This window comes from Catenuloplanes nepalensis (genome assembly GCF_030811575.1).
Taxonomy (GTDB): domain Bacteria; phylum Actinomycetota; class Actinomycetes; order Mycobacteriales; family Micromonosporaceae; genus Catenuloplanes; species Catenuloplanes nepalensis.
In genome coordinates this window covers 3,402,301-3,418,040 of the sequence record NZ_JAUSRA010000001.1, presented here as the reverse complement: position 1 = coordinate 3,418,040, position 15,740 = coordinate 3,402,301, and the positions used below count along the sequence as shown (strand labels likewise).

Genomic DNA, 15,740 nt, shown 5'->3' with positions numbered 1-15,740 from the left:
CCGGCTCGGTGGTGTGTGGTGGTCACCCGTCCGCGGTGGCGATCGTCAGGTCGCGGATCACCTCGGAGACCAGCAGCGGGTTCAGCTCGCCGAGCCGCGCGACCGGCCCGTACAGCTCGACGCGGCGCAGCGTCTGGTGCCCGCCCGGCTCGTAGTACGACATGCCCGGGTCGAGTTCCGCGCTGATCTGCCCGCCGCCGGGCAGTGCCCGCCCGATCGCGTTGATGATCCCGGCGTCCTGCGGGGCGTCGCGCAGCCAGCCGCGTCTCTCCAGCGCGATCAGCCGCCCGTCGGGTGCGCCGCGCCCGGCCATCCGGGCAAGCGCGCGCCCGCCGGCCTCGGCGTCGGTGAGCCGGTACACCTCGCGGGCCAGTTGCGGGAACGGCTGCAGGATCTCGTAGTCGGCGAACACCTCCCCGAACCCGGCCGCGAGCTTCTCGTCCAGGTGGATCGGGTGCGCGACCCCGACCCGGGCGTCGTCGTCGAGCGTGACGGTCTCGTCGGCCGCGCCCGCGATGGACCCGTCCTCCGCGATGCGGATCGCGCCGGTGAGCCGCCCGTCCTCGTAGACGCCCCAGACCAGCCGCCCGGCGAGGTGCCGGACGAGCGGATGCGTGACGTAGTGCGCCCTCAGTTCCGCCCCGCTGATCCGCCGTTCGTTGATCATGTCGCGTTCGAGGCGGGCGACGAGGTCCCCGGCGATGCCCCGGACCTCCTTCTTCAGCTCCGTGAACCGTTTCTGCGCGGCCGGTGCGGCGACCGGATCGTCCTTGGCCCCGGGTTTCGGCAGCGCCTTGAGGCGTTTCCCGGCCGCGTCCGTCACGTACGGCGTGAGGGTCTCGTCGAACCCGACCGTGAACGTGCGCGGCCCGTAGTCGAGGGCGAGTCGTCCGGCCGGGTCGAGCCCGACGTCGGGGACGAGCCGGTCGGCGAGCTGGTCGCCGTCGAGGCCGAGCCCGGCGGCGACGGCGTCCATCTTCTGCCGGGCCGCGTTCTTCAGCCCCTTGAACGTCGAGCGTTGCGCGATCCGGTTGAGCGCCATCAGCGCGGTCTCGGTTCCGATCGTGGCGAGGACGTCGAGTCCGGCGACCGCGCGGGCGTGCCCGGCCTCGCCGGGCCAGGCGAGGATCGTCGGGGTGAGCCGCCGGATCGTGTCGTCGTCGCCGAGCGCGGCGAGCATGCCGAGCGTCCAGTTCTCCTTGGCGGTGCCGCCGAGGTAGTACCAGCGGAAGAACACGTCCCACGCGTACCGGGTGAAGTCGGCGGGGTCGAACGCGGCGGCGACCTCGGCGGTCCGGCCGAGCGCGCACGCGGTCAGCAGCGCGGGCACGTGCGCGTCCGGGAGCGCGCCGGCGCCGTCGCGCAGCAGTGGCGGGAGGACGCCGTCGTGCATCCAGTCCGGGATGACCGGTGGCTTGTCCGGCAGGTCGCCGGTCAGATCGGGGACGGTCGTGGCGTCGGTGCGGGTGCCGATCTCGTCCAGGAGCGCGGTGACGCGGGTGGCGGCGTCGCCGGTCAGCGTGGGTGCGACGGCCGCGGCCGCGTCCGGGTGCAGGGTGACGTGCCAGCGCAGCAGGTCCTCGCCGAGCCGTCGCCCGGCGCCCTCGGCGAACAGCCGGACCGCGCGTTCCGGGCGCAGGTCGGCGGCGAGGCGCAGTGGTTCGCGCAGCTCGCGCTCGGCGGCCCGGTTGCGCAGCGCGACGAACGCGGCGTCGTCGGGCAGGTAGGCCAGCAGCACGAGGAACGCGGGGGCGTCGGTGTCCCGCAGCCGCGTGATGATCTCGGGTGCGCCGCCCCGGGCGATGATCGTCGGCAGCAGCCGCCGCCCGGGATCCAGCAGGTACGCCCGCAGGTTGATCTTCAGGTCGGCGAGCCGGTCGACGCCCCCGGGGCAGGCGGCGAGCAGCGCGCCGAGCGTGTGGTCGGGGTAGACCGCGGTCGTCTGCTGGTCGATGACGGGCGCGGCCCAGTCCGGTTCGCCGGGGTGCATGAGCGTGGCCGCGACCCGCACCTGCACGGACCGGTCCAGCATGCCGGCCAGCACGGTGGTCGCCTCGTCGTACGCCTCCGCGGGGGCGACCGCGAGCGCCTCCCGGACCCGGTACAGCGTGGCCAGGCGCAGCTGCAACGCATACCGGTCGGCCAGCCCGTGCTCGTCGCGCCAGGCGACCGCGGCGGGTGCGCCCTGCGGGGTGCGGTGGTCGAAGACGTCGCGCAGGCCGAACAGCGCGGCGGCGGCCTCGGCCGCGAAGACCGGCCCGTGCGCGGCCAGCCACGCGTCGGCGAGGACGGCGAGCAGCTGGGCGCTGAACCGGTGGTCGCCGGCCTCGTGCTGGATGTGCGCGGTGACGGCCGCGCCGAGCGGGCTGTCCGGGTCGGCCGCGGCCAGCTCCGGGTCGGTGCCGGCGATCGCCAGGCACTCCGTGCGCCGCCCGGGGTGCTCGGCGTGGAGCGCGGCCAGGGCGCCCGGCGCGTCCGGGTCCGGTGGCGTGAAGCCGGTGCCGTCGCCGCGGCGTGGCAGCGGCGACGACCACATGCCCGGGAGCGGGATGTCCGGCCGGGGTGCGGGTGCGGTAGAGCTCATGGGTCCGCCTCATCCAGCGAGTCCGATGTGAACGGAACGCAGGATAGGGGTGGCCCCCGACAGTTTCGGCGCGGGCGGCCGGGACCGGCGTCAGCGCGGGTCGGGGGTGACCATCCGGGCGCGGCCGGCGTCGAGCTGGTAGGACATGCCGACGATCGCGCAGGTGCCGGCGTAGACCGCGGCCGCGAGCGTGGCGGAGTTCGCGCGGAGCTGGTCGACGGTGCTCTGGATGTGCACGTCCACTATTCCGTCGACGTCGGTGACGCCGCGGGCGGCGGACAGTTCGACGCTGGGGACGAGCGCGTCGACGACCGCGCGCAGGTGCCCGGTCGGGTAGGTGCCGGTCGCGTCGGCCTCCCGCGCGGCCTGGACCGCGCCGCACGAGTTGTGGCCGAGCACGATGATCAGTGGGGTGCGCAGGACGGACACCGCGTACTCGATGCTGCCGAGGACCTCGCGGCCGACGACGTGCCCGGCGGTGCGGACGACGAACAGGTCACCGAGCCCCTGGTCGAAGATGATCTCGGCGGCGAGGCGGGAGTCGGAGCAGCCGAACAGCACGGCCTTGGGTGCCTGCGCGTCGACCAGGGTGGCGCGGCGGGCCGCGTCCTGGTTCGGGTGGACGCTGACGCCGGCGACGAAGCGCTCGTTGCCGGCGATCAGGTCGTCCAAAGCCTGTGCGGGGGTCCGCGTGGTCTCGGGTGCCGTCACGTCGCTCACGTCCGCCTCCACCAGGTACGTCGGGTCTGCCCGAGAGTGGCAGACCGCGCACATACTGTCGCGCATACGCACCGGTAAGGGCAGATAACGTGACGCTGACCACCCTGGTCACGCGGGGACGGCGGCCACCTCCGGCGTGTCACCGGCGGCGAACTGGGTCCGGTACAGCTCCGCGTACCGCCCGCCGGTGGCGAGCAGTTCCTCGTGCCGGCCGCGTTCGACGATGTTCCCCGCCTCGACGACGAGGATCTGGTCGGCGGCGCGGACCGTCGACAGCCGGTGCGCGATGACGACCGCGGTCCGGCCCGCGAGGGCCTCGCCGAGCGCGGCCTGCACGGCGGCCTCGGAGGTGTTGTCCAGGTGGGCGGTGGCCTCGTCGAGGACGACGACGCGGGGCCGGGCCAGCAGCAGCCGGGCGATGGTGAGCCGTTGCCGTTCGCCGCCGGACAGCCGGTAGCCGCGTTCACCGACGATCGTGTCGAGCCCGTCGGGAAGGGACGTGACGAGGGCGTCGAGGCGGGCGCGGCGCAGCACGTCCCACAGCTCGTCCTCGGCCGCGTCGGGCCGGGCCAGCAGCAGGTTCGCCCGGACGGACTCGTGGAACAGGTGCCCGTCCTGGGTGACCAGCCCGAGCGTGTCGCGCAGGTCGGCGAAGGCGAGGTCGCGCACGTCGACGCCGCCGATCCGGACCGCGCCGGAGTCGACGTCGTAGAGCCGGGGCAGCAGCTGCGCGATGGTGGACTTCCCGGCGCCGGACGACCCGACGAGCGCGATCATCTGGCCGGCCGTGGCGGTGAACGACACCTCGTGCAGGACCTCGGTCCCGCCGCGGCTGTCGAGGACCGCGACCTCCTCCAGCGAGGCCAGGGACACCTTGTCCGCGGACGGGTAGGCGAAGCGGACCCTGTCGAACTCGACGGACAGCGGCCCGTCCGGCACCGGCGTGGTCTCCGCGCGCTCCTCGATGAGCGGCCGCAGGTCGAGGATCTCGAAGACCCGGTCGAAGCTGACCAGCGCGCTCATCACCTCGACCCGGGCGGACGCGAGCGCGGTCAACGGCGCGTACAGCCGGGTGATCAGCAGGGCCATGGAGACGACCGCGCCGGCGTCGAGCTGGCCGCGCAGCGAGTAGAACCCGCCGACGCCGTAGACGACCGCGAGCGCGAGCGTGGACACCAGCGTCAGCGCGGTGATGAACACCCACTGGACCATGGCGGTGCGCACGCCGATGTCGCGGACCCGGCGGGCCCGGGCGGCGAACTCGGCGCTCTCGGTGGCCGGCCGGCCGAACAGTTTGATCAGGGTGGCGCCGGGTGCGGAGAACCGCTCGGTCATCTGGGTGCTCATCGCGGAGTTGTGCGCGGCGGCCTCGCGTTCGAGGCGGGCGATCCGGCCGCCCATCCGCCGGGCCGGGAACACGAACACCGGCAGCAGCACCAGCGCCAGCAGCGTGATCTGCCACGAGATGCCGACCATGACGACCAGCGTGAGCAGCAGCGTGACGGTGTTGCCGACGACACCGGACAGCGTGTCACTGAACGCGCGTTGCGCGCCGATGACGTCGTTGTTGAGCCGGCTGACGAGCGCGCCGGTGCGGGTGCGGGTGAAGAACGCGACCGGCTGGCGTTGCACGTGGTCGAACACGGCGGTGCGCAGGTCGAGGATGAGCCCTTCGCCGATGCCGGCCGACAGCCACCGGTTGACCAGGCCGAGGCCGGCCTCGGCGAGCGCGATCGCGCCGATGAGCAGCGCGAGGACTGCGACGGTGTCGAACGGTGCGCCGTCGACGATCGCGTTGACGACCCGGCCGGCGAGGACCGGCGCGGCGACCGCGAGCAGCGCGGTGAGCACGCCGACCGCGAGGAACGCGGTGAGCCGGCGCCGGTGCGGGCGGGCGAACGCGAGGATGCGCCGCAGCGTGGCCTTGCTGAACGGCCGTTGGCCCTGTTGGGCGTTCATCGCGTGGTAGAGCGAGTTCCACGCGGTCATCTCCATGCTCATGACGCCGGTGCCCCCTCGATCCTGCGGTGCCGAGCTGTCAGCTCGCTCATGTGTTCCCCCCAAGGAAAGGCGATCGGTCGACCGTAGAACCTCATGCGGGCTACAGGTCAAGCGCGATTCCCGGTGAGCCTCCCACGGGGGTGTGACACTCTGCCGCTAGACTCCGGCCGCGATGGAGACGCAGGCGGAAGAGACGACGCGTCCGTGTGCGCACTGTGGCCGGCCGGTGCCGCAGAAGGCGAGCGCGGGACGCCCGTTCCGCTACTGCCGGGACAACGACGGCGAGTGCCAGCGGGCCTCGCGGGCGTCGCGGATGCGGCAGCGGGCCGCACCGGGCCTGGCCGGGCAGGTGGCCCGCACGTGGGAGACGGTCGACCGCCTCGATCAGCTGGTGGAGACGCTCAGCGACGCGCTGCACGCCGAGCTGTCCCCGGCCGGGGTGGAGCGGCAGCTGGCCGAGGTCCGCGCGGAGACGGCGGCGCAGATCGCGGCCGCGCACTCGGCCCGGGACGAGGCCCGCGAGGACGCGGACGCGGCCCGGTCCGCCGCGACCCTGGCCGGGCATGCGGCCGCGGCCGCGCAGGAGCAGGCCGCGGAGTCCGGGCGGCGCGCGGAGGCGTCGGCGGCGCGGGCGGCCGCGGCCGAGTCCGCCGCGCGTGAGGCGACGGCGGCGCGGGTCGCGGCGGAGCAGGCCGCGACGGGTGCGGAGGCGTTGCGCCGGCAGGCCGCCGACGACCGGGACACCGCGCGTGCCGAGGTGACCGCGCTGCGCCGTGAGCTGGAGGCGGAGCGCCGCTACCAGGACGAGCTGTCCCGGGACCTGGAGACGACGAGGGCGGCGCGGTCCGCGCTGACCGTGGAGCTGTCCCGGGCCACCGACGCGCTCACCGCGGTGAAGGCGGAGCTGCGGGAGTCGGTGACCGCGCTCGCGGCCGCGCACGGCGACCTGGCCACCTCCCGCGAGGAGACCGCGCGGGCCCGCCGGGACACCGCCGCCGAGACCCGGAAGACCAAAGATCAAGAGGCCGTCACGGTACGTGTCCGCGCGGAACTGGCCGCCGAGTCCGCCCGGGTGGCGCAACTCACCACCGACCTCGACGCCGCTCGCGCGCTGGCCGGCACGGTCGCGGCCCGGGACGCGGAGATCGTGCGCCTGAACGAGCAGCTCACCGCGGTGCGTGCGGAGCGTGACGCCGCGGTGGCGCAGGCCGGTCAGCTGGCCGGCCAGGTGTCGAACCTAGCGTCCGCGCTGGCGAACCTGGGCTCGCGGCCGGGGCTTGGCGGGTCCGATTCGGGGTAGTCATGTCCGCAAGTGCCTGACCGGGCGGTTTGCCCTAGATCGACGAACCGTCTACCGGCCGGTTACCCTGAATACTGTTAACACCACCGACACAACGGCCGATCCACACCCTCGGTGGCAACCGGGGGAATCGTCGGCGCGGCCGGATCGTTGCACACCCTGGGCACGGGTGGCGCGTCATCGATACCTTGTGATACCAAGCAAGATCAGCACCGAGCGAGGGGAAGCTTCATGGGCGAGCGCATGTTGCGCGGCAGCCGTCTGGGCGCAGTCAGCTACGAGTCCGACCGCAACACGGAGCTGGCGCCCCGGCAGACGCGCGAGTACCTGTGCGCGAAGGGCCACCGCTTCGAGGTGCCGTTCGCGGTCGACGCCGAGGTCCCGATCACCTGGGAGTGCAAGTTCGACGGCAGCGTCGCACGCCTGGTCGACGGCACCGAGCCGGAGCAGAAGAAGGTCAAGCCCCCGCGCACCCACTGGGACATGCTGCTGGAGCGCCGCTCCATCGCGGAGCTGGAGGACATCCTCCAGGAGCGTCTGCAGGAGGTCCGGGCCCGCCGCGGCCAGGTCGCCTGACCCGCACCACACAGAAGCCCTCCACCCGCACGGGTGGAGGGCTTTTCGCTGCCCGGTTGAGCGCGGACGAAGCCGCCCGGGCTGCCGCCGCGTTCGAGGCCGCTACCGACCGTGCGGCAGCGCTGTAGGGGCCGCACTACTGGCCTTCCGGCGCCAGGCCACCGGCCTACCGGTGATCCAGGGGTAGGTCACGTCATCAGAGAAGGTCAGTAAGCCGGCACCCGTGCCCCGGCTCGGCAGGACGTGGGGACGGATCAGACGATCTCGCCCTCGATGACCTCGTCGGCCGCGGGCGCGCCCCCGGCCGTACCCCCGGTGGTCGTGGTCGTGGTGTCGGCGTGGGCGTGGGCGTTGGCGGGGCGGACGCGGCGCGGGCCGAACAGGTCACCGGCCTGCGCGGACGTCATGCGCCGTTCGGCGCGCCGGACGAGTCCGCGGCGGGCCAGCGACCGGATCGGCGGGACGATCAGCAGCAGGCCGATGAGGTCGGTGAGGAAACCCGGGACGGACAGCAGCAGCCCGGCGAGAATGCCGATGACACCGTCGGCGCCCTCGTTGCCGGGGTGCCGGCCGCCGCGGGCCGCGTCCCGGAAGCGGCGCCAGCCGCGGATGCCCTCGCGGCGCAGCACGAGCCCGCCGACCGCGGACAGCAGCAGCCCGGCCAGGATCGTGGTGAGATATCCGACCTGGTGCGCGACGAGGATGAAGACGGCGATCTCGGCGACCGCGAACCCGGCGAGGCCGAGCGGCGCCCAGGTGAGCAGGCGGCCGCGCCGCGGGCTGGTCACCGGGGTGGCTTGCATGCTGTGTCTCTCCCTGCGTGTGGTGGCCCTTGACAGGATGCCACGCAATCCTGGACCCCTGCTGTGAGCGTCCTACGCGTCCGCGGCGCCGTGCGGGACCGGCCGCCGGCGGATCCGGACGACCGCGGCCCCGGCCAGCAATGTCAGGCCGAGCACGGTCAGGGCCAGCTCCGGCCAGTGCCCGAGGCGGGTCGCGACGGTCAGTTCGGTGCTCTCGGTCATGTCCCGGACGACGACCGCGACCGTGTTGAACACGGTCTGGTCCTGCACGTGCCCGTCCGCGCCGACGAACGCGGACACCCCGACCGTGGAGGCCATCAGCGCGTCCCGGCCGTGCTCGACCGCGCGCAGCTGCACCATGGCCAGCTGCTGTTCGGCCTCGGCGGTGTTGAACGTGGCGTTGTTCGTCTGCACCGCGAGGATCTGCGCGCCCCCGGTGACGACGTCCCGGACCAGGCCGTCGTAGGCGATCTCGAAGCAGATGACGTCGCCGATCACGGTGGCGCCGCTGTCGATGACGCCGGGCCGGTCGCCGGGTTCGAAGTCGCGGCTGACCCGGTCGACCTCCTTGCTCACCATCCGCGCGATCGACCGTAGCGGGATGTACTCGGCGAACGGGACCGGGTGCCGTTTGATGTACAGCTGGTCGAGGTCGGCGCCGGCCTTGCCGCCGGTCGTGCCGGCCGGCCACCAGAGCACGCCGATGTTGCGCACGGTCCGGTCGGTGGAGCCGTCGGTGACGCCGCCGACCAGGATCGGTGCGCCGATCGCGTTCGCGGCGCGGGAGATCTGCGCGGCCGCGACCTGGCTGTCGAGCGGGTCGACGTCGCTGGCGTTCTCCGGCCACACGACCAGCGCCGGCCGCTTCTCCTGGCCGGCGGCGACCCGTGCGGCGAGGTCGAGCGTGCCCCGGACGTGATTGTCGAGGACGGCGAGCCGTTGCGCGTTGAAGTCGAAGCCGAGCCGGGGCACGTTGCCCTGCACGAACGCGACCGTGACCGGATCACCGGCCGGTTTCGCGACCGGCACCAGCGCACCGGCGAGCGCCGCCACGACCGCACCGGCGACCCAGGCGGCAGGAACGAAGACCTTCGCGGGTACGGCCGGCGCCCGCCGGACGCGCTCCCCCTCGGCCCCGGCGGTGCCCGCGGAACGGCCGGCGGCATCGGCGTCGCGGGAGTCCGCGGCGGTGGCGGCGGGGCGCAGGAGGGTGAGGGCGGCGGTGGCGAGGAGGCCGCCGGTGACCGCGACCATGAACGTGACCAGGGGTGCGCCGCCGAGGACGGCCCAGTGCAGCAGCGGCACCTCGCCCTGCCCGAACGCGAGCTTGCCCCACGGGAACCCGCCGAACGGGGTCCGGGACCGGGCCGCCTCCTGCGCCACCCACAGCGTGCCGGTCAGCAGCGGGGTCAGCCAGCGGCGCCGGTCCGTCAGCGGTGCCGCGAACGCGTACGCCGCGCCCATCGCCGCGACGTACGCGGCTTCGAGGACGGACAGCAGCGTCCACGGCAGGTTACCGACGTGGATGTTCGTCCAGCTGATCATCGGCATGAACATGACCAGGCCGGCGATGAACCCGAGCCCTGCCCCGGCCCGCACCCGCCGCCCGTGCAGCGTGACCGCGAGCAGCCCGGCGCCGGCGGGTGCGAGCCACCACTGCCCGAACGGCGGGAACGACACCAGCAGCGCGAGCCCGGCGACGGCGGCGGCGATGATCGACGCCCACAGCGGGCGGATCACCGGCCGGTGGGTGGCGGGGCTGGTGCCGGTCGCGGGCGTCTCGCCCGGCGCGCCGGCTGTGTCGACCATAGTCACCCGTGCCTCACCCATGTCTCGTCGTCGCGGCGACCAAGGGTACCGCCGGATGGTTCGCACGGGTGAGCCGCAACGAGGCGGGCCGGTTCCCGTCCGTGCCCCGCGATCGTCGGTGGGGACGAGAAAGCGGGGCCCGGCCGTGGTCGGCCGCGCCCCGCTGCTCCCTGGCCCAGAGCGGTCCGGCGCGTCGGACGAGGTGACGAGACCTTCGGACCGACCTCACGACGGCTGGATGCCCCCGTATGGCCGTTGTCTACTGGCCGCGCGTTCCTCGCCGTTCGTTCCGCCGGCGACGGCCCCGGTTCGCGCCGCCCCGCCGACCCCCGCCTGCGTGGCCTGGTCGGCCAGCGGACGAAGAGGCTGGAGCGAACGTGGTGTCGTCTGCCCGCGTATGGACTCAAGAACTTTACGCGCTGAGGTCGGTTCCACGTCAACCGGGGTTTGCTTTCTCTTTGGTTGCGTTTCTGTCCGCGCCCGCTTCCGTGGGACCGTGCGGGCGTCCCCTCCGGACGTCGCCGGGTGCGCCGAGCCGCCGGGGCCACGTGCGGCTCGGCGGCCGTCCTGACCGGCCTCGGCGTGCCGATCCCCGGCCGGCGGCGCCGTTGCGGCGGCATCGGGGACGCCCCGAATCACGGGGTCGGCGGCGGGACGACGACCGTGCCGGTGGCGGTGACGGCGAGCAGCGGCGGGTCGAGGACCTCGGCGGCGGACGCGCGCAGGTCGCGCCGGGCCCGGCAGAGCACGGTCAGCCGCAGGTCGAGACGCCGGGAGCGGGTGCCGGCCGCGACCACGACCGCGGTCGCCTCGACCACGTCCCCGGCCCGGACCGGGGCGAGGAACCGCACGTCGGCGTACCCGGCGAACAGGCCTTCGTCGCCGTCGGTGCGGATGCACACCTCGGTCGCGACGTCCCCGAACAGGCCGAGCGCGTACGCGCCGTCGACGAGCCCGCCGCCGTAGTGCGCGCCCGCCACGTACCGCCGGTGGGAGACGGTCAGCCCGATCATGACGCGAGCCGGTGCACGAGGTACGACGCGACCTCACGCGGTGTCGTGCCCCGCCCGAAGATCCGGTCGACGCCGAGGCCGGCGGCCATGGTCTCGTCGAAACGCGGCCCGCCGACGATCAGCAGCGGCCGCCGCCCCGCCCGCGTGAACGCGGCCGCCATCTCCCGCACGTTGTGCAGGTGCGCGTCGCGCTGCGTGACGACCTGGGAGACCAGGACCGCGTCCGCGCCGGCGGCGGCCGCGACCAGGTCGGGCACGGACACCTGCGCGCCCAGGTTCGTCACGGCCAGCTCCCGGTAGTACTCCAGGCCCTTCTCCCCCGCCACGCCCTTGAGGTTGAGGATCGCGTCGATGCCGACCGTGTGCGCGTCCGTGCCGATGCAGGCGCCGACGACCGCGAGTTTGCGACGCAGCCGCCGCCGGACCGCGGTGTTGACCGCGGCCGCGGACAGCAGCGGATAGTCGCGTTCCGGCACCCGCACGGCGTCGAGGTCGACGAGGTGCCGGACCCGGCCGTAGACGACGAAGAACGTGTGCCCGTCACCGACCGGCCGGGCGTGCACGAGCATGGCCGGGTCGAGCCCCATCGCGGCCGCGAGGTGCAGCGCGGCACCCTCGGCGCGTTTCCCGGCGGGTACGGGCAGCGTGAACGACGTCTGCACCATCCCGTCCCCGGTCGTGTCCCCGTAGGGCCGGATCAGCGCCGTCATGCCGGACCCCGGCGACGGTGAGCCGACGATTCGCTCATGGCAGCAGCCCTTCGAACGGATTGTGGTAACTGTCCGATATCGCGGCGACGCCGGACAGGCCGCGCCCCCGGTCCGGCGGCCGTTTCATGATCCCGAACGTGCCGCGGCCGATCGCGGTCAGCAGCGACTCGTCCACGATCCGTTCCAGCAGCGTCACCGCCTCGCCCAGCACCGTGTGCGCGCGCCGCTGCACGAACCCGCCGGGCGCGGGCACGAGATCCTCGGCCATGTCCCCGGCCGCGGACAACACGTAGCGGACGTTGCGCAACGCGGTGTCCCGGTCGGACAGCCACGGCGTCACCACCGCCTCCGTCATCATCCCGACCAGCAGGATGCCCTGCCCGGTGAGCGCGCCGACCAGGTTGAACATGCCGTCGAGGAGGTTCCCGCGGAACACGTCACCGGTCATGTGCTTCGTCGGCGGCATCCACTTCAGCGGCGCGTCCGGGAACAGCTCCCGCGCCAGCAGCGCATGCGCGGTCTCCAGGCGCAGCGAGTCCGGCAGGTCCGGGTCGATCTCGAACGCGTGCCCGAGCCCCAACTGCGCGTCGCCCAGCCCGGCCTCGTGCGCGAAGTACTCGTTGAGCAGCTGCGACACCGTGACCGTGTGCGCCTCGTCGACCGCGTCCGCGGTGGTCAGGTAGTTGTCCTCACCGGTGTTAATGATGATCCCGGCGCGGGCGTGGATCTGCCGGGAGAACCGCTGGTCGACGAACGTCCGGACCGGGTTGATGTCCCGGAACAGGATCCCGTACATGCTGTCGTTGAGCATCATGTCCAGCCGTTCCAGACCGGCCAGCGCGGCGATCTCCGGCATGCACAGCCCGCTGGCGTAGTTCGTCAACCGCACGTACCGGCCCAGATCCTTCGACACGCCGTCCAGGGCCGCGCGCATCAGCCGGAAGTTCTCCTGCGTCGCATACGTGCCGGCGAACCCCTCCCGGGTAGCGCCCTCCGGCACGTAGTCCAGCAGCGACTGCCCGGTCGACCGGATCACCGCGATCACGTCCGCGCCGGCCCGGGCCGCCGCGACCGCCTGCGGGATGTCCTCGTGGATGTCACCGGTCGCGACGATCAGGTAGATCCACGGCCGGCGCGGCGCGTCCCCGTACCGCCGGATCAGCTTCTCCCTGGTCGCACGCGCGGCGTCGAGCCGCTTGACCGCGTGCCGGGCGACCCGGCCGGCCGCGTTCCGCGCGGTGACGAGGTCCCGGCCGGCCGGGAACGTGAAGTCGATCGAGGCCGCCTTCTCCGCCACCACCCGCAACCCGCCACCGAAACCGGCCGCGGGCGCGGACAGCGGCTGGAACCGGCGCAGCGCGTGCAGCACGGGCAGGACGACGCCGTGCGCCAGGCCGGTCTGCGCGGTCACCTCGTCGGTGAGCCGGTTCACCCACGGCGTGCCGTCCGCGTCCGCGCCGGTCAGGCCGAACAGCCGCAGCATCGCCCGCTCCACCGACACGGTCGTGTGGGTGCGGGCCAGGTCGACGACCGGCCGCCCGGCCTCCGCCGCCAGCGCCCGCGCCCGGGCCACCAGCTCCGGGTCGAGATCGAGTTTCCCGGCCATCGCACCCTCCAGATCGTCAGGCCTCGTGGATCGTGTCCCCGTGCACCACCGTCCGCCGGCACACCGGCGTCGCCGCCACGGCCGCGGCCAGGTCGGCGACCCCGTCCCAGACCGCGAACGTCGCCGGCGCGCCCGGCTCGACCGCACCGCCCGCGACCACGCCGGGCAGCGCACGCCAGCCACCCCGGGTGTGCGCGGCGAACGCGGCCCGCACGCTCATCCTGCTGTGCGGCGTGTGATGCCGGACCGCGGCGCGGACCGCACCCCACGGATCCAGCGGCGTCACCGGCGCATCCGACCCGAACGCCAGCGGCACGCCCACATTGAGCATCGCCGCCAGCGGGTTCGCGGTCAGTGCGCGGGCGGCGCCGAGCCGGGCCGCGTACATCCGGCCCTCACCGCCCCACAGCCGGTCGAACGCCGGCTGGACGGACGCGACCACGCCGTGCTCGACCATGCGCGCGATCAGCGTCCGGTCGAGCAGCTCCGCGTGCTCGATCCGGTGCCGTGCCGCGCGCACCGCCTCGTTGCCGATCCGCTCCGCGACCTCGCCGATCCCGGCCAGGACCGCACCGATCGCGGCGTCACCGATCGCGTGGAAGCCGCCCTGCACACCGTGCGTGTGACAGTCGAGCAGGTGATCGCGAACCTCTTCCGCGGTGAGATAGCCGTGGCCGCGGTTGCCGGGCTCGTCCGCGTACGCCCGCGCAAGGAACGCGGTCCGGGACCCGAGCGCACCGTCGGCGAACAGGTCACCACCGGCACCGACCGCGCCCAGGTCCCGTGCCTTGGCCGCCGCGCTCAGCTCACCCCAGTAACCGAACACCTCCGGATGCCCGTGCGCCGGGCCGCCGGCCGCGAGGACGTCGGTGAAGTCGTCCTCGCTGGAGATCCGCGGGCCGCCGCACTCGTGCACCGCACCGATCCCCAGCGACGCCGCGTGCCGCAACGCGACCCGCTGCGCCCGCCGGCGCTGCTCCGGCGTGACCGACGCCAGCGCCAGATCCCGGACTACGTGGTGGGCGTCGACGCGCAGCCAGCCGGACGAGTCGAACCCGGCCGCGGCCGACACCGCCGGATCCGCCGCCAGCAGCGCGGACGACACCAGCGCGGAGTGCACGGAGATCTGCGACAGGTAGACGCGCCGCCCACCGGCCGCGACCCCGATCTCGTGCGCGGACGGCAACCGCGGCGACTCCCAGACCGACTCGTCCCAGCCGTGCCCGAGCAGCACCCCGCCGGCCGGCAGGTCCCGCGCCGCCCGCTCGACCGCCGCGAGCACCTCGCCAGCCGACCGGACACCGGTCAGGTCCAGGCCGGACAGGTTCAGGCCGGTCGACGTCGCGTGCACATGCGCGTCCACGAACGCGGCCGTGACCAGACCACCGTCCAGATCGACCACCCGGTCCGCGGCCGGCGCGTCCCCGCCGTCGCCGAGCCAGGTGATCCGGCCGCCGGAAACCCGCAACGCGGTCGCCCGCGGGGCCGCGGCGGAGTGGACGGTCCCGCCCCGGTAGAGGACGCTCATGCCGGATTCCCCGCGCCGCCGCGGTTTCGCCGTGGCCGGCGCTGAGCCGATGATTCGCTCGCGAGCTCGCTCATGACACTCAGTCTGCCCGCACGCGCGCGTCGAACAGCCGGCGCAGGCCCGGCGTGGCGCGCACCAGGTCCAGCGCCATCCGCGCATGGCCGGGCACATAACCGTTCCCGATCAGCAGCGTCACGTCCGCGGCCAGCCCCTCGGCGCCGAGCGCGGCCGCCGGGAAGCTCGTCGCCATCGAGAAGAACACGACCGTGCCGCCGTCCGCCGTGGCCAGGATCGCGGCGTGCTCACAGCCGGGCACGTCCACGCACACCACGGTCACATCCGCCTTCCCGGCACCGGCCATGGCCAGTGGGTCCCGGGCGTCCGCGACCACCACCTCGTCGGCCAGGTCCACGATGCGGGCCGCCTCGATCCCGTCGGGACAGACACCGATCGTGCGGGCCGCGCCCGCGCCTTTCGCGGCGGCCAGCGACAGCGACCCGGACTTCCCGGACGCACCGATCACCGCCACCGTCGGCCGCGTGTAGCCGCCGACCACCCTGGCCGTCAGCGCCGGGGCGCCGCACACGTCCAGCACGGCCAACGCCACCCGAGAATCAAGATCTTCAGGCAGGACCGCCGCGATGGTACGGCCGTGCAGGATCGCATGACCGGCACACGGCACCTGCTCCGACCGGCCGTCCCAGCCCGCCAGCCCGTCCGTGATCGACAGCGGCGTGAGCGTCAGGCTGACCAGCGTCGCGATCCTGTCCCCCGGCGCGACGTCCACGGTCGCGTCCGGGCCGACCTCCTCGACCACGCCGATCAGCATGCCGCCGGAACCGGTCACCGGGTTGTGCATCTTCCCGCGCTCCGCCACGATCCGCAGCACCTCGTCACGCACCCGGTCACCGTGCGCGTCCCGCAACTGCCGGAAACTCGCCGCGTCCAGGTTCAGGCGCTCCACCCGTACCCTCGTCTCGTCGGGCTTGATCTCCGGGCTCGGATCGAGGCGCCAGGCCGCCTGGGGCAGCACACCGGCAGGCTCCACCACGCGGCCCAGACCCGGGATCATCACACACCTCCAGCAGTA

Annotated in this window: 12 protein-coding genes; 2 read left to right on the top strand and 10 right to left on the bottom strand. The window is 73.9% G+C overall.

The window, feature by feature from the left end; genetic code table 11:
- Positions 1 to 22 precede the first annotated feature (22 nt).
- The 3 genes from J2S43_RS14585 to J2S43_RS14575 all read right to left on the bottom strand — a co-directional run bounded on the left by J2S43_RS14585 (position 23) and on the right by J2S43_RS14575 (position 5,305).
- Positions 23 to 2,584, bottom strand: coding sequence for a DUF4132 domain-containing protein (locus J2S43_RS14585; protein ID WP_306829565.1), 2,562 nt, complete (start codon positions 2,582 to 2,584; stop codon positions 23 to 25).
- Positions 2,585 to 2,674: 90 nt separating this feature from the next.
- The gene (locus tag J2S43_RS14580) at positions 2,675 to 3,304 is read right to left on the bottom strand and encodes a carbonic anhydrase (protein ID WP_306829564.1); all 630 of its coding nucleotides are present in this window, start codon (positions 3,302 to 3,304) and stop codon (positions 2,675 to 2,677) included.
- A gap of 108 nt (positions 3,305 to 3,412) precedes the next feature.
- On the bottom strand, positions 3,413 to 5,305 hold the full coding sequence (locus J2S43_RS14575; protein WP_370881625.1) for an ABC transporter ATP-binding protein: 1,893 nt from the start codon (positions 5,303 to 5,305) through the stop codon (positions 3,413 to 3,415).
- 226 nt (positions 5,306 to 5,531) lie between these two features.
- On the opposite strand from J2S43_RS14575, the gene J2S43_RS14570 reads away from it, so the two are divergent.
- Both J2S43_RS14570 and J2S43_RS14565 read left to right on the top strand, forming a co-directional pair.
- Entirely contained in the window at positions 5,532 to 6,605 is a 1,074-nt protein-coding gene (locus J2S43_RS14570) for a coiled-coil domain-containing protein (protein ID WP_306829563.1), read from the top strand.
- 231 nt (positions 6,606 to 6,836) lie between these two features.
- Complete coding sequence (locus tag J2S43_RS14565; RefSeq protein WP_306829562.1) at positions 6,837 to 7,181, top strand: RNA polymerase-binding protein RbpA; 345 nt, start codon at positions 6,837 to 6,839, stop codon at positions 7,179 to 7,181.
- A gap of 254 nt (positions 7,182 to 7,435) precedes the next feature.
- Here the strand turns inward: J2S43_RS14565 and J2S43_RS14560 are convergent, their stop codons facing one another.
- The 7 genes from J2S43_RS14560 to kdd form a co-directional block, all read right to left on the bottom strand.
- Positions 7,436 to 7,984, bottom strand: coding sequence for an FxsA family protein (locus J2S43_RS14560; protein ID WP_306829561.1), 549 nt, complete (start codon positions 7,982 to 7,984; stop codon positions 7,436 to 7,438).
- Positions 7,985 to 8,056: 72 nt separating this feature from the next.
- Entirely contained in the window at positions 8,057 to 9,793 is a 1,737-nt protein-coding gene (lnt, locus tag J2S43_RS14555) for an apolipoprotein N-acyltransferase (RefSeq protein WP_306839278.1), read from the bottom strand.
- Positions 9,794 to 10,428: 635 nt separating this feature from the next.
- Entirely contained in the window at positions 10,429 to 10,806 is a 378-nt protein-coding gene (kal, locus tag J2S43_RS14550; protein WP_306829560.1) for a 3-aminobutyryl-CoA ammonia lyase, read from the bottom strand.
- On the bottom strand, positions 10,803 to 11,516 hold the full coding sequence (gene kamE / locus J2S43_RS14545; protein ID WP_306829559.1) for a lysine 5,6-aminomutase subunit beta: 714 nt from the start codon (positions 11,514 to 11,516) through the stop codon (positions 10,803 to 10,805). The genes kal and kamE overlap by 4 nt, the downstream gene beginning before the upstream one ends.
- Before the next feature lie 34 nt (positions 11,517 to 11,550).
- A complete protein-coding gene (kamD, locus tag J2S43_RS14540) occupies positions 11,551 to 13,122 on the bottom strand; it encodes a lysine 5,6-aminomutase subunit alpha (RefSeq protein WP_306829558.1) in 1,572 nt (523 codons plus the stop codon).
- Positions 13,123 to 13,138: 16 nt separating this feature from the next.
- On the bottom strand, positions 13,139 to 14,650 hold the full coding sequence (locus tag J2S43_RS14535; protein ID WP_306829557.1) for an amidohydrolase: 1,512 nt from the start codon (positions 14,648 to 14,650) through the stop codon (positions 13,139 to 13,141).
- 79 nt (positions 14,651 to 14,729) lie between these two features.
- Positions 14,730 to 15,722, bottom strand: a complete 993-nt coding sequence (kdd, locus tag J2S43_RS14530; RefSeq protein ID WP_306829556.1) for an L-erythro-3,5-diaminohexanoate dehydrogenase — start codon at positions 15,720 to 15,722, stop codon at positions 14,730 to 14,732.
- Between the last annotated feature and the right edge of the window lie 18 nt (positions 15,723 to 15,740).

Coding starts and splice junctions, on each gene's coding strand:
- J2S43_RS14535 (WP_306829557.1), bottom strand. CDS start 14,650: ATGAGCGTCCTCTACCGGGGCGGGACCGTCCACTCCGCCGCGGCCCCG.
- kamD (WP_306829558.1), bottom strand. CDS start 13,122: ATGGCCGGGAAACTCGATCTCGACCCGGAGCTGGTGGCCCGGGCGCGG.
- kdd (WP_306829556.1), bottom strand. CDS start 15,722: ATGATCCCGGGTCTGGGCCGCGTGGTGGAGCCTGCCGGTGTGCTGCCC.
- lnt (WP_306839278.1), bottom strand. CDS start 9,793: ATGGTCGACACAGCCGGCGCGCCGGGCGAGACGCCCGCGACCGGCACC.
- kamE (WP_306829559.1), bottom strand. CDS start 11,516: ATGACGGCGCTGATCCGGCCCTACGGGGACACGACCGGGGACGGGATG.
- J2S43_RS14575 (WP_370881625.1), bottom strand. CDS start 5,305: ATGAGCATGGAGATGACCGCGTGGAACTCGCTCTACCACGCGATGAAC.
- J2S43_RS14565 (WP_306829562.1), top strand. CDS start 6,837: ATGGGCGAGCGCATGTTGCGCGGCAGCCGTCTGGGCGCAGTCAGCTAC.
- J2S43_RS14560 (WP_306829561.1), bottom strand. CDS start 7,984: ATGCAAGCCACCCCGGTGACCAGCCCGCGGCGCGGCCGCCTGCTCACC.
- J2S43_RS14585 (WP_306829565.1), bottom strand. CDS start 2,584: ATGAGCTCTACCGCACCCGCACCCCGGCCGGACATCCCGCTCCCGGGC.
- kal (WP_306829560.1), bottom strand. CDS start 10,806: ATGATCGGGCTGACCGTCTCCCACCGGCGGTACGTGGCGGGCGCGCAC.